Below are 13,059 nucleotides of genomic sequence, written 5' to 3'. Positions count from 1 at the left end.
GGAGCCTCACGGTCCGGGCCGTCGCGCGGCGGCCCGGTGACGGCGCGTGTCGCCCCGTGGACGGCGCGCGCATCGAGGTCCGCGTGACGCTGTGAGGCGGTGTTAACGAGACCGCCACGATCAGGTATGGCGTGAGTCTGGCTGAGACCGCCTCCTGCCCTCACACTGGGGCCTATGTGGGATTTCGATGTCCTTGTTCTTGGTTCCGGGCCGGGTGGGCAGAAGGCCGCGATCGCCGCGGCGAAACTCGGCAAGAGGGTCGCGATCGTCGAGAAGCAGCACATGCTCGGCGGGGTGTGCATCAACACCGGGACGATCCCGTCCAAGACGCTACGTGAGGCGGTCCTCTATCTGACGGGGCTCAACCAGCGGGATTTGTACGGGTCGAGCTACCGGGTGAAGGACGAGATCACCGTCGCGGATCTCGGGATGCGTACCCAGCACGTCATCGGCCGCGAGGTTCAGGTGATTCGCAGCCAGTTGAGCCGTAACCGGGTGGTCATGTTGCAGGGGACCGCACGGTTTCTGGACGAGCACACGGTTGGAGTGACCGGGGACGAGGAAAGGAAGGTCACGGCCGAGAAGATCGTGATTGCGACGGGGACCTCGCCGGCTCGTCCGTCCAGTGTGGAGTTCGACGACCACACCATTATCGACTCCGATGCGATCCTGCACCTCGACCGGGTGCCCGAAACACTCGTTGTCGTCGGAGCCGGGGTCATCGGAATCGAGTACGCCTCGATGTTCGCGGCGCTCGGCACCAAGGTCACCGTGGTGGAGCGTCGTGAGCGGATGCTGGAGTTCTGCGATCTGGAGATCGTGGAGGCACTCAAATATCACCTGCGGGATTTGGCCGTGACGTTCCGGTTCGGTGAGAGCGTCGCCGCGGTCGAGCGACGGCCGCGCGGGGCCCTGACCATTCTGGAGAGTGGTAAGAAGATCCTTGCCGACTGCGTCATGTACTCGGCGGGGCGGCAGGGCAAGACGGCCGAGCTGTGCCTGGAGGCCGCCGGGCTCGCCGCCGACGACCGAGGCCGGATCGAGGTGGACGAGCACTACGCCACACCCGTTCCGCATATCTACGCGGTCGGCGACGTGATCGGCTTTCCCGCGCTGGCGGCCACTTCGATGGAGCAGGGCCGTTTGGCGGCCCAGCACGCGTGCGGTGAACCCGTCGCCGACATGCACGAGCTGCAGCCGATCGGGATCTACACGATTCCGGAGATCAGTTTCGTCGGGAAGTCCGAGGACGACCTGACCCGCGACAAGATCCCGTTCGAGGTGGGCGTCTCGCGGTACCGGGAACTGGCTCGTGGGCAGATCATCGGTGACTCGTACGGCATGCTCAAACTGCTCGTCTCTCCCGAGGATCGGCGGCTGCTCGGCGTCCATGTGTTCGGTACCGGGGCCACCGAACTCGTACATATCGGGCAAACAGTGATGGGCTGTGGCGGAACGGTCGACTACCTGGTCAACGCCGTGTTCAACTATCCGACGCTCGCCGAGTCGTACAAGGTCGCCGCCCTCGACGCCATGAACAAGATGCGGGCCATCGCCAGGCTGACGGCCGAGCCGTGACCATGCCTGGAGCGACCTGTCCGAGACAACCGGATATCGGCTGTCGGCGGCCAGGGCTCCTCACCCAGCCGGATGTCCGAGTCGGACGATCTCTCCTGCCCCGGGTTCGGTGAGGCCGGGGTACGTCGGAGTCCCCGCCGAACCCGGTACGGCTCGATGAGGTGATCTCGGCGGCCGACGTCGCCGGTCACCAGCCCAGTTCGCCGTCGTCTTCCCAGAAGGTGCCGGTGGGGCCGTCGGGGCCGATGGCGGCCATGTGGGCGACGGTCCGCGCGCTGACCTCGACCGGGCGGCCCTGGCTGTGGTCGTGGCCGCCCAGCTCGGTCGCGGTGTAACCGGGCTCGACCGCGTTGAACTTGATCTCGGGCACCGCTCTCGCGTACTGGACGGTGAGCATGGAGACGGCCGCCTTGCTCGCGCCGTAGACGATCGCGGAGACGTGTGACGCTGGTCGGGCGGGGTCGTGGTTGGCCGCGAAGGAGCCGAGCGCGCTGGAGACGTTGACGACGACCGGGTTGGCGGACCTCCTCAGCAGGGGCAGGGCCGCCTCGGTGACACGGACGATCGAGACGGCGTTGGTGTCGAACACCTCCAGGGCGTCCGGGCCGTTGAGGGCGAGCATGGCGATGCCGGCGTTGTTGACGAGCACGTCGAGTCCGCCGTCGGCCTCGATCCGGGCGAGGGCCGCGGCCACGGAGGCGTCGTCCGTGACGTCGAGCTGGACGAAACGGGCGCCGAGTTCCTCCGCGGCCGCACGGCCGCGGGCCTCGTCGCGGGCGCCGACGTAGACGGTGTGCCCGGCGGCGGCGAGCTGGCGGGCGGTTTCCTTGCCGATGCCTCGGTTCGCCCCGGTGATCAGTGTGGTTGTCATGCTCCGAGCTTCGGGCAGCGGCGGACGCTCAGGCAGCCGTCCCGTTGTCGTAGGAATGCCGGGGCCAGGACAAAGATGTCATATCCCTGCAGACTGGACGCATGGAGTCGTGGGAGTTCGGCCGGACGCTACGCCGCTGGCGTGATCGTGTCGCGCCCGAGACCGTCGGCGTGCCGGTCGGCCGACGCCGCCGGGCGAGCGGGCTACGCCGCGAGGAACTGGCCGGGCTCGCCGGGATCTCGGCCGACTATCTGACCCGGCTTGAGCAGGGGCGGGCGACCGCGCCCTCGGCGCAGGTGGTGGAGGCGCTCGTGCGGGCGCTGCGCCTGTCCGAGACGGAGCGTGACCTCCTCTACCGGCTGGCCGGTCACGCCGCTCCCGGACGCGACGTCGTCCTGTCGCGCGTCACGCCGAGCGTGCAGCGGCTGCTCGACCGGCTGGCGAACACCCCGGTCGTCGTGTACGACGCCACCTGGACGCTCGTCCTCGCCAACGCCCCCTACGACGCGCTCATGGGCGAGACCTCGACCTGGCACGGGATCGAACGCAACGCCATCTGGCGCAACCTCCTCGGGCCCGGTACCCGCATCGTCCACACCGCGCAGGAGTGGGCCGACCATGAGGCGCGACTCGTCGCCGACCTGCGGCTGACCGCTTCCCGGTACCCCGCCGACCGGGCGCTCCGGCGGCTCATCGGCGAGCTCGCGGACGACAGCGCGCGCTTCGCCGAACTCTGGGACTCCAACGCCCCCGCTCCGCTCGCGAACCCGTCGAAAAGGAAGGTCATCGACCATCCCGCGGTCGGCCGGATGACGCTCGACTGCGACACCCTCATCGTCGCCTCGGACGATCTGCGCATCATGGTCTACACCGCCGAACCGGGCACCGAGGACGCCCAGCGCCTCGCGCTCGCCATCGTCCTCGGCACCCAGACGCTCATCGATTAGACCTCGGCCGGCCACGTCCGCCCGGAGCCGCCGGCCACGCCTTCTTCACCGGGCTGCCCCGCGCCGCACTGGGACCGGAACATCCTCACGCCGTTCCGCTTTGACCACGCCAGGACTCCCCGGGGCCCCGGCAAAGTCGCGCTCACGGTGACCGCCGCGCTCGCGGTCCTTTGCCACGCGGATACGGCCGGAAGCCCGTGGTTTCCGGGATGTCTCCACCTGGGGAGAGGAGTCACCGCCCGGTGCTTCCCCGTTCCTGACCGGTCGTCAGCCGGTCCAGGACCGCGCCCATGTAGTCCAGCGCCTGCCGGTCGGTCAGGCCCGGGTCCGCCGCGCGCCCGCCCACCGCGTACGGCACCAGCAGACGCGCGGCCATCGCGCCGAACTCGTTGCGCGACTCCAGGTAGGCCAGCATCCGCTCGGCCTCCTCCCGCAGGCCGAGCGCCGCCGTCATGGTGACGAACTCGATGCAGACCACACTCGCCGCGACCACGTTGCCGGTGGCCACGAGCTCGTCGATGTAGCCACGCAGCAACCGGTACGCGCGCGGATGGTCGCCGCGCCGGAACGCCGCACGTGCCTGGACGGCCTTTCCCGCCGACAGCGACCCCTCCGGCAGGTCGATCGTGGCCGCCTCGTCGAAGAACCGCTCGGCGTCGCCGGGGCGGCGCTGGAACGCGGCCGAGTAGGCCAGGGTCTGCAGTGCCCAGTGGTGGAGCGTCGGCGGCCCCTCCGCGCGGTAGCGGGCGGCCAGCACCGTGACCGCCTCATCCACCTGCGCGAAGCGGCCGATGCCGAGTAGCGTTCCGGCCGCGTTCAGTCGCAGGAACGCCGCCAGGTACGGCTCCCGCTCACGCAGCCCGGCCGCCGCCGGCGGCAGCAGCTCCGCCAGGGCCTGCCCGTCGCCGCGCACGTAGGCGGCGGCGTAGCGGGCCAGCGGGTGGTCCGGCGCGGCCGGGGCGGCGAGGGCGGCGAAGGCGGCCGGGTCGGCGGTCTGGGTGAGCCGCTCGGCCGCCCACAGCAGCCAGAACGCGCGCCGGTCGGCCTGATCCGGCGGGAGCAGGGCCAGCAAACGCTCGGCCCAGTCGCCGATCTCCTGGGTTCCGCGCAGCGTCAGCTCCGTCACCACCGGGCGGACCAGCGCGTCGGCCGTCACCACGTCGCCGGTCGCGCACGCCCACCCGAACGCGGCGCGCAGGTTCGGCCACAGCTCGCGCAGCCGGGCCACGCCTTCCTCCTCCCGGATGCCGCGCAACAGCGCGCCGATCTCGGCGACCTCGACGAGGCACCAGCGGGCGTGCCGTCCCGAAGCCTCCTCGGTCGGGCCCTGGGCCGCGGCGAACCGGCGGATCGGCTCCAGCAGCCGGAACCGCGGCCCGGGTACGGTCGCCACCATCGACCGCTCGACCAGGGTGCCCAGCAGGGTGTCGTCCCCGGTCACGGCGGCGGCCGCGGCCAGCGGGAAAGGGCCGCGGAAGACCGACAGGTCGCGCAGCGTCACGCGCTCGGCGTCGGTGAGCAGGTCGTGGGACCAGGCCAGGGCGGCGTGCAGACTGCGGTGCCTGGGGGCGCCGGTCCTGCGCTCACCGGTCGCCGCGCCGGGGCGGGCCAGCAGGTCGCGGGGGCGGTGGCTGCGGACGCGGGCGGCGGCCAGTTCGATGGCCAGCGGAATGCCGTCCAGGTGACGGCACAGGTCGGCCACGTCGGCGGCGTGCGCGAGGCGGTCGTAGCCGAGGTCGGTGGCGGACGCGCGGGTGTGGAACAGTTCGGCGGCGGCCCCCGGCGCCAGCGGGTCGACGGCCACCACCTGCTCGCCGTCCACGGCGAGCCGCTCCCGTGAGGTGGCCAGCACCCGTACGTGCGGGCACCCCCGGGCCACCGCCTGGACGAATCCGGCCGCGCCGTCCGGCACGTGCTCGCAGTTGTCCACCACCAGCAGTGCCGTACGGGAGGCCAGCGCGGCCACGACCGACTCGGTCAGGCCGTGGCCGGGCCGCTGCGCCACGCCGAGCGTGCCGGCCGCGACACGGGGCACGTCGGCGGCGTCGGTGATCTCCGACAGGTCCAGGAACCAGGCGGCGCCACCGGTCCGCAGCGCCGCCGCCAGGGCGAGCCGCGTCTTGCCGATACCGCCGGGCCCCACCAGGGTGACCACCGGCGACCCGGCGAGAGCGCCGGCCACCGCCGCCAGGGCGTCGTCGCGGCCGATCAGCGGGCTCAGTCGCGACGGCAGGTTGCCCTCCCGAGGCTCCTCCTCGCGCAGGATCCGCGCCTCCAGGTCGCGCAGCCGGGGACCGGGCTCGATACCGAGTTCGGCGACCAGGTGGCGGCGGGCCCGCCGGTAGGTGGCGAGGGCGTCGGCCCGCCGTCCGGACCGGGTCAGCGCGGTCATCAGCAGAGCCCACAGGCCCTCCCGAAGCGGGTGGCGGGCGACCAGGCCGGTCAGGGTGGTGGCGGCCCGGTGCGGGTCGCGGTCCACCTGGTGTTCCAGAGCCGACTCCAGGGCGCCGAGCCGCTCCTCCACCAGGCCGTGCACCGCCGAGGCCAGGCCCGGCGCGTCCACTCCGGCCAGCGGGTCGCCGGTCCATTCGGCGAGTGCCGCTTCCGCGTCGCCGTCGCGCAGGTGGGCGCGGAAACGGCCCACGTCGACGGCCTCGGCCGGCAGGTCAAGCCGGTAGGCGGCGCCGGCCCGGCCGATCGCGGCGTGGCCCAGCGCCGCGCGCAACCGGGCGACGTGCCACTGCAAGGTCTTGGCCACCGTACGGGGCGGCGCGTCGGCCCACACCTGCTCGATCAGCCGCGCGACCGGCACGGGCACGCCGGGCGACAGGGCCAGGGCCGCCAGCAGGGTGCGCGTCCTGGCCGCGCCCACGTCGATCGGGTCGCCGTCGTCGGTCTCGGCGGTCACGCCGCCCAGCAGCCGGATCCGGACCACGGACCGCCCCCTCGCCCGGCCAACCGCCGGCACACCGTTCGCACACCGTCCCCGGCCAGGGTGGGTGCCGCATCGATCGGACCATAGCGGACATCGCGGTCCTCATCGTTTTCAGATGTCTTCAGTCGTCTTCAGTCGTCTTCAGAGTTTGGGAGTTTCGGAGTGAGCATGAACAGACGGACGACGGCCCGGATCGTCGGGGGCCTCTTCGTCACCGCGACCGTGGCGGGTGTGCTGAGCGCGGTGCTGCTGGCCGGGGACCGGTCGCGGGCCGGGGCGCTGCTGGTGGTGGTGATGGCCGCCGCCATCGCGATGATCCCGGCGGCGATCTTCCCGGTGCTGCGCGAACGCGGCGAGGGGGTGGCCGTCGGATACGTTGTGGCGCGCACGCTGGAGGTCGTGCTGCTGCTGCTGTCGGCGCTCGGGCCGCTCGTCGCCGCGTCCGGCGGGGATGCCTCGTGGTCCGGCACGTACGGCACCTGGGGTTATCCGGTCAGTTCCCTGTTCTTCTGCCTGGCCGTGGTACTGCTCAACGGGGCGCTGTGGCGGGGCGGGCTGGTGCCGCGGCTGATCTCCGGATGGGCGCTGGTCGCGGTGGTGCCGTACGCGGTGGACGCCCTGCTCGTGCTCTTCGGGGTGATCGAGGTATCCGCGCCGGCGCACGCCGTGCTGATCGCACCGCTGTCGGTCAGCGAGATGGTGCTGGCGCTGTGGCTGCTCATCAAGGGCTTCAACAGGTGATGCGGGCGTCGCGTAGATTTTTCCACGGATGATCACAGGAACGCTCCTGTCGTTGACCACGACATCAGGGGGTCGCGGTGGCGCCGCACGAGATGATGGGTTTCGGCGTTCCGATTGTGGCCGTCCCACTGCTGAAGGACGCCCTCGCTCGCCATCTCGCTTTCGGCCGCAGCCTCGACGCGCTCCGGGAAATGGGGGTGCGGGTCCTCTTCGATCCCGCCGCGCCGTCAGACGCGCGCATGCCATCCTGGGAACGCGTCATGGAAGAACTGCACAGCGTTGTCGGGGCACGACACTCACAGATGACGCCGGGCGCGGTCTGGTCAGTGCCTCCTCGGCCAGGTCCACGTGTCGCAGTCCTGCCTGGCGGTCGTGGGCGGCGGCGCAGTGGCGGGCGGCGACCGCGTGCAGGTTGGCGCGTTCGGCCGAGCCGATCCGCTCGTCTCCCAGGGCCAGACGGAGAATCTCCACCCCTTCACGAGGACGGCCCGAGTCGGTGACGACGGTGGACAGGTCCGGCATGACGTGGGCGCGCAGGTCCCGGTCGGTGCCGCGTGCGGAGGTGTCCAGTGCGAGCGTGAGCACTTTGGTGGCCTTCGCGGTGTCGCCCGCGTCATAGACGGCCCAGCCGAGACGGTCGGCCAGCAGGCCGACGGCCGAGGACAGGCGTTCGCGGATCGGCGTGGTCAGGCATCACCTGACCCGCATTTCAGTACGGGTTTTTTAGCTTCACGATGGTACGGGGCTCACGAACGCACCCTCCTTACGGTCTTTCCTGACGTGCTGACGACATCAGCTCACCTCACTGTCAGGAAGGCCAGCCCATGCCGGTGATACGCGGGCAAGTCGCGAAATCCGATCAGACACTTCCGGATAGACCGGATGCCGTGCGTCCTCAGCCGGGTAGTGAAGGCAATCTCGCAGGCAGGTGGGCACCTTTCGCGGTGAAGCCCTCGGCGGAGGTAATCGCCGCGAAGGAGCTCCAGGAGGCTCTGGAGACATACGGCATCGCCTCCGACGTGCACGACGGTTACGGGCTGGCGCTGGTGTCGGTCTGGGTGGGGCTGGTGGTGTGACGGGGAGCGGTTCTGGTGGCGTATCGGGTGGGACGCTCGGCGGGGGCGGTTCGTCTATGCCCGGCATCCGGTGGACGATCCCGGGCGGGCCGCTGATCGCGTCGCGGTCCGTTCCTGGTCCGCGTGCGGAAAACCACAGCCCGCTACGGGTACGCGCATCATTCCGGCGGCCGGGTGGGGAAACCTAGCGTTTCCGGCCATGATGGAAAAGTTGATCGACGTCCCCCGCCGGGGCGTCGCGGGGATCGCGGGCCTGCTGGTGCTGGCAGGGATGATCATGCTGACCGCGATGGGGGAAAGCACCATGCAACCCCTTTCGTCGTCGGCGCCGGAACGGGAGTTCAGCGCCGGGCGGGCGTTGGAACACCTCGGGCGGTTCGCCGCTGAACCGCGTCCGCTGGGCAGTCCGGCCGCCGACAGGGCCAGGGACTACCTGGTCGGGCAGTTGCGCTCGGAGGGGTTGAAGGTCGAGGTGCAGCGGGCGGTCGGAGCCCGTTCGGCCTCGGGACTCGCGACGTTCGGGCGGGTGGACAACATCGTGGCGACCCTGCCGGGCACGGACCCGACGGGCACCGTCATGATCGCGGCCCACTACGACTCCGCGGCCATGGGACCCGGCGCGTCGGACGACGGCGCGGCCGTGGCCGCGATGCTGGAGACCGTGCGCGCGTTGCGAACCCAGGGAGATCTCCGCAACGACCTGGTGTTCCTGATGACCGACGGTGAGGAGGACGGGGTTCTCGGGGCCGAGGCATTCGTCCGCGAACATCCCCTGGCCGGTAGGGGCGGGGTGCTGCTCAACTGGGAGGCGCGGGGTGTCGGCGGGCCGTCCCTGATGTTCGAGACGTCCAGGAACAACGCGCGGCTGGTCGAGACGTTCGCCGAGGCCGTGCCGCATCCGCGCGGCGACTCCTCGATGGTCGAGCTGTATCGGATGCTTCCTAACAACACCGACTTCACCCCGCTGATCGGGGCGGGTTTCACCGGGATGAACTTCGCCTACATCGAGCGCTCCTCGCGCTACCACACCGCCGACGACTCGATCGCCAACCTCGACCGGGGCAGCCTGCAACACCACGGCTCGAACATGCTGGCGCTCGCCCGCACCCTGGGTGATGCGACTCTGCCCGACCTGACCTCCGACGGCGACGCCACCTACTTCAGGGTGCTGGGAAGCATGGTCACGTATCCCGGCTACCTGGTCCGCCCCCTGGCGGCGCTCGCCGTACTGTCCCTGGCGGGTCTGACGCTGCTCGCGCGGCGGCGGGGACTGGTCTCCATTCCGAGAGTGCTCGCCGGTGCGGCGTCCGCGACACTCCCGCTGGGTTTGTCGGCGGTCCTCGCGCAGGGGATGTGGGAACTGCTGGTGGCCTGGCGGCCCGCCTACGACACGATGGGCGGCCTGCTCCACCGTCCGCTGGCGTACCAGGCCGCCGTTGCCGCTCTGGCGGGAGTGGCACTGCTGAGCTGGTATCTCCCCCTGCGCCGTCGGATCGGGCCCGCGGCACTCGCCGCCGGGGCGCTGGCGTGGCCGGCCGCGCTGGGCGTGCTCTGCGCGTGGGCCGCGCCGGGAGCGGCCTTCGTCTTCACTCTTCCGGTGCTGTTCTGCGCGCTCGGTGGGCTCACCGCGCTGCTGCTTCCGCGATTCCCGGCATGGCGGGTCGCCGCGATCAGCTGCGGGGCGGTCGCGTCCGCGCTGCTGCTACCGGCTCTGGCCAGGAACGCGCTGGACGGGATGGGCCTCGCGCTCGGCGGTGCGGGAGCCCTGGTGTTCGCCGTCTTCGGTCTCACGGTGCTGCCGATCGCGGAGCTCCCGCTCCCCGATCCCCGCCGGGGCTTGAGCCGTCACGCGGCCGTCGCGGCGCCCTCGATCGCGGTCGTGCTCGCGATGGCGCTGGTCGGCCTCGGGCTCGCGGTGGACAGGTTCGACGAGGGGCACCCCCGGCGCACGCATCTGGCGTACGTGATGGACGCCGACACTGGGGTGGCCCGGTGGGTCAGCGCCGACGTCGATCCGGCCGGATGGACCAGGAGGTACGTGTCCGGCCGCGACGTGGAGTCGCTGCCCGCGGGTTACGCGCGCGGTGAACTGTGGACCGGCCCCGCTCAGGCGATCAGGGCCGGAGAGCCGAGGGTGTCGGTGCTCTCGCGGAACGGAAACAGCGGGAGCGGGGACAGCGGGGACAGGGGGGACAGGGGGGACAGGGGGGACAGGGGGGACAGGGGGGACACTGTCACGTTGCGCGTGACCGCCGGGCGTGCCGTGCGCGGGGTGACACTGCGGGTGGATCACCCGATCACCGTGGCCACGGCGTCCGTCGGGGGAAGCGGGCCGGTGGCCGTCGCCGTCACCGGCGTCCGCACCGGCATCTGGCCCGGCGAGGTCCGGTTCCGTGCCCTGCCACCCGGGGGAGCCGAGATCACCCTGCGCGTTCCGGGGACGGACCGGGTACGGGTCACCGCGATCGCCGAGACGTACGGGCTCTCCACGGTGCCCGGCTACGTGCCGAGGCCGCCGGGCCTGGTGGCGTCGACCCGCGAGGACGGCGACCTCATCGCTGTCACCCGGACATACGATCTATGAAAGCTCTCCACCCGGGTCCGCGCGAAGAGTCTCGAAGCAGCGGCGAGGTGGATCGGGTGGTCGCGAAAACCGTTCGTCCGGTGAGATGGTCACGGCCTAGCATGCGGACGCGTGAGCGGAAGATTGCGTGGTATCGCGGACGTCAACGCGCGGATCATCGCTGAGGGCGAGTATTCGACCGATGACGGCACCGTCGTCGTGGGCCCGGCACTGCGGGCGGCGCTCTCCGGCACCGCGAGCCATCCGGCGGATGGATACATCGACGTTCCCCGCCCGACGACCGGTCACCGGACGTCTTTCCAGGTGACCGCCGAGGGGAGTCTCCAAGCCGCGCGACGGCTGCACCTCGCCGGGGCCGGGCGGATCGCCGTCCTGAACTTCGCCTCGGCTCGTAACCCCGGAGGCGGCTACCTCGGCGGTGCCAAGGCCCAGGAAGAGGACCTCTGCCGCAACTCCCTGCTGTATCCCTGTCTCCTGCGGGCTCCCGACTACTACGCCGCCCATCGCACCTCTCCCGACCTGCTCTACAGTCACCGCGTCATCTGGTCTCCCGATGTTCCCGTGCATCGCGGCGATGACGGCCGGCTGCTGAGCGAGCCGTACCCCGTCTCGTTCCTGACGTCTCCCGCCCCCAACGCCGGAGAGGCGCTACGCCGTGACCCGGGCCTACGGGACCTGATCCGGCACGTGCTCCACCAACGCGCGGAACGGGTCCTGACCGTGGCCGCCCATCACGGAGCGCGTCGGCTGGTCCTCGGTGCCTGGGGATGCGGGGTGTTCCGCAACGATCCCCGTGAGGTCGCCGAGGCGTTCCACACCCACCTCACCGCGGGCGGCGCGTTCGCGGCGGTGTTCGAACGGGTGGTGTTCGCGGTCTGGGACCGTTCACCCGACTCCGCCAACCGAGCCGCGTTCGCCGACCGTTTCGCCTCCGTGTCGGAACCGGTGTCGGAACCGCGGTGACTGTCACCCGCACGAACGCGCGGTCAGCCGGGGGCGCCGAAGGCGTACTTCAGGGGCGGTAGCACCGCCTGGGCGTCCGCGCCGCCGACCCAGAGGCCGATCATGAACGCCGCGGTCGCCTCCAGCAGGCCCGCGCGTTCCAGGCCGCCGCCGTCGACCGGCTCGCATCCGAGGTCGGTGACGAGGGAGCGTACGGCGGCCAGCGCGGCGGGGTCGTCGCCGCAGAGGGGCACCGCCAGCGGGACGCCGTCGAAGGCGGGCGGCGTCATCCGCCAGACGTCCTCGTGGCACAGGTTGAACGCCTTGACGACGTGGGCCCCGGTGGCGTCCGCGACGCGCCGCGCCATCGAGGGGCCGCCCTCGGTGGCCAGGGTGAACCGTCCCTGGACGACCGGGTTGACGCAGTCGGCGAGCACCCGCCCGTCCAGCGTCCCCCGGGCGGCTCCGGCGGCCTCCAGGACCTCGGTGACGGCGTGATCGCGGACGGCCAGCAGCGTCACCTCGCCGAAGACCGCCGCCTCCTCCCAGGTGCCCGCCCGCGCGGTGGGTCCGAGCCTGCCCGCCAGGGCGGCGGCCTTCGCCGGGTCCCGGCCGCTCACCGTGAGCTCGTGGCCCGCGCGGGCCCAGTGCGTTCCGAGCGCGTCCGCCATGCGGCCCGCCCCGAGGATGCCGATGCGCATCCGTCCTCCCCTGCTCGACTGCTGGTGTAGGACGAAGGTAGACAGTTCATCAGGCACCGTTCGGTGCGTAACGTCTCGGAGAGACTGGAGGACCCGGCGTGTTCCTCGCCGACTGCCGCGCCCGGCTCGCCTTCGACCTGATCGGCAACACCTGGAACGCCGTCGTCGTCTGGGCGCTGCGCGCCGGTCCCCGGCGTCCCGGCGAGCTGCGCGAGGAGATCGGCGGGATCAGCACGAAGGTGCTCACCGAGACGCTGCGCAGGCTGGAGTACAACGGCCTCGTCTCCCGGCGGGTCTACGCCGAGGCGCCACCCCGGGTCGAGTACGGGCTCACCGACCTGGGGCGGACACTGGTGCCGCTGATCGGGGCCTTCGGCGAGTGGGCCTTCGACCACGGCGACGAGGTCCTCGACGCCCAGGACCGCGCCGACGACGTCACCCGGTGAGGTCCTTGACGCCCAGGGCCGTGCGGAGGGCGTCACCGGGTGGCGTCGTCCGGGCTGATCGAGGGCGGGGCCAAGGTACGTCATGGCGGAGGAGAGCCGAGGAGAACGGGCGCGGAACGCGGAGGTGCCCGCCTCGTGAACGGCCGGTGCCGGGCGCTCTGACTCGGTGGAACGGTGGCGCCCGGCTGTTTCGCCAGGGTGGTCTGAGTTACTCTTTGCCCACATTCCGATCATGTGA

General features: G+C 71.5%; 11 protein-coding genes. 7 read left to right on the top strand and 4 right to left on the bottom strand.

All coding sequences use genetic code 11. The features are described 5' to 3' along the window. Positions 1-174: 174 nt before the first annotated feature. Complete coding sequence (gene sthA / locus ABD817_RS14800; protein ID WP_344918459.1) at positions 175-1,578, top strand: Si-specific NAD(P)(+) transhydrogenase; 1,404 nt, start codon at positions 175-177, stop codon at positions 1,576-1,578. Between the two features lie 187 nt (positions 1,579-1,765). On the opposite strand, the gene ABD817_RS14795 is transcribed toward sthA, so the two are convergent. Continuing rightward, positions 1,766-2,449 carry an SDR family NAD(P)-dependent oxidoreductase gene (locus ABD817_RS14795; RefSeq protein ID WP_344918458.1) on the bottom strand — a complete coding sequence of 228 codons (684 nt, stop codon included), beginning with the start codon at positions 2,447-2,449 and terminating at the stop codon, positions 1,766-1,768. 101 nt (positions 2,450-2,550) lie between these two features. Here ABD817_RS14795 and ABD817_RS14790 point away from each other — a divergent pair, with 101 nt between their 5' ends. Beyond that, complete coding sequence (locus ABD817_RS14790) at positions 2,551-3,396, top strand: helix-turn-helix transcriptional regulator (RefSeq protein WP_344918457.1); 846 nt, start codon at positions 2,551-2,553, stop codon at positions 3,394-3,396. Between the two features lie 232 nt (positions 3,397-3,628). On the opposite strand, the gene ABD817_RS14785 is transcribed toward ABD817_RS14790, so the two are convergent. Then, positions 3,629-6,331, bottom strand: coding sequence for an AfsR/SARP family transcriptional regulator (locus ABD817_RS14785; RefSeq protein WP_344918456.1), 2,703 nt, complete (start codon positions 6,329-6,331; stop codon positions 3,629-3,631). A 168-nt stretch (positions 6,332-6,499) separates the two neighbouring features. Here ABD817_RS14785 and ABD817_RS14780 point away from each other — a divergent pair, with 168 nt between their 5' ends. Beyond that, a complete protein-coding gene (locus ABD817_RS14780) occupies positions 6,500-7,072 on the top strand; it encodes a DUF4386 family protein (protein WP_344918455.1) in 573 nt (190 codons plus the stop codon). A gap of 258 nt (positions 7,073-7,330) precedes the next feature. On the opposite strand, the gene ABD817_RS14775 is transcribed toward ABD817_RS14780, so the two are convergent. Beyond that, complete coding sequence (locus tag ABD817_RS14775; protein ID WP_486389321.1) at positions 7,331-7,750, bottom strand: NsdA family TPR-like regulatory protein; 420 nt, start codon at positions 7,748-7,750, stop codon at positions 7,331-7,333. 266 nt (positions 7,751-8,016) lie between these two features. Here ABD817_RS14775 and ABD817_RS14770 point away from each other — a divergent pair, with 266 nt between their 5' ends. From ABD817_RS14770 to ABD817_RS14760, 3 genes are all read left to right on the top strand, one after another. Then, a complete protein-coding gene (locus tag ABD817_RS14770) occupies positions 8,017-8,148 on the top strand; it encodes a hypothetical protein (RefSeq protein ID WP_344918453.1) in 132 nt (43 codons plus the stop codon). Positions 8,149-8,347: 199 nt separating this feature from the next. Continuing rightward, positions 8,348-10,732: a M20/M25/M40 family metallo-hydrolase gene (locus ABD817_RS14765; protein WP_344918452.1), complete on the top strand. Its 2,385-nt coding sequence runs from the start codon at positions 8,348-8,350 to the stop codon at positions 10,730-10,732. A gap of 111 nt (positions 10,733-10,843) precedes the next feature. Next, entirely contained in the window at positions 10,844-11,695 is an 852-nt protein-coding gene (locus tag ABD817_RS14760; RefSeq protein WP_344918451.1) for a TIGR02452 family protein, read from the top strand. Positions 11,696-11,718: 23 nt separating this feature from the next. Here ABD817_RS14760 and ABD817_RS14755 read toward each other — a convergent pair whose 3' ends face one another. Beyond that, on the bottom strand, positions 11,719-12,375 hold the full coding sequence (locus ABD817_RS14755) for an NADPH-dependent F420 reductase (RefSeq protein WP_425583349.1): 657 nt from the start codon (positions 12,373-12,375) through the stop codon (positions 11,719-11,721). Positions 12,376-12,473: 98 nt separating this feature from the next. Here ABD817_RS14755 and ABD817_RS14750 point away from each other — a divergent pair, with 98 nt between their 5' ends. Continuing rightward, positions 12,474-12,821 (top strand): winged helix-turn-helix transcriptional regulator, encoded by a 348-nt coding sequence (locus tag ABD817_RS14750; protein ID WP_344918449.1) that lies wholly within the window; start codon positions 12,474-12,476, stop codon positions 12,819-12,821. Positions 12,822-13,059 lie beyond the last annotated feature (238 nt).

This window comes from Streptosporangium oxazolinicum, assembly GCF_039537505.1.
Taxonomy (GTDB): Bacteria; Actinomycetota; Actinomycetes; order Streptosporangiales; family Streptosporangiaceae; genus Streptosporangium; species Streptosporangium oxazolinicum.
The sequence above is the reverse complement of the archived record's forward strand: the minus strand, read 5'-3'. Positions and strand labels throughout refer to the sequence as shown.

Excerpts from the sequence above, each read along its gene's own strand:
- sthA (WP_344918459.1), top strand. The coding sequence starts at position 175 with ATGTGGGATTTCGATGTCCTTGTTCTTGGTTCCGGGCCGGGTGGGCAG.
- ABD817_RS14795 (WP_344918458.1), bottom strand. The coding sequence starts at position 2,449 with ATGACAACCACACTGATCACCGGGGCGAACCGAGGCATCGGCAAGGAA.
- ABD817_RS14790 (WP_344918457.1), top strand. The coding sequence starts at position 2,551 with ATGGAGTCGTGGGAGTTCGGCCGGACGCTACGCCGCTGGCGTGATCGT.
- ABD817_RS14780 (WP_344918455.1), top strand. The coding sequence starts at position 6,500 with ATGAACAGACGGACGACGGCCCGGATCGTCGGGGGCCTCTTCGTCACC.
- ABD817_RS14765 (WP_344918452.1), top strand. The coding sequence starts at position 8,348 with ATGATGGAAAAGTTGATCGACGTCCCCCGCCGGGGCGTCGCGGGGATC.
- ABD817_RS14755 (WP_425583349.1), bottom strand. The coding sequence starts at position 12,375 with ATGCGCATCGGCATCCTCGGGGCGGGCCGCATGGCGGACGCGCTCGGA.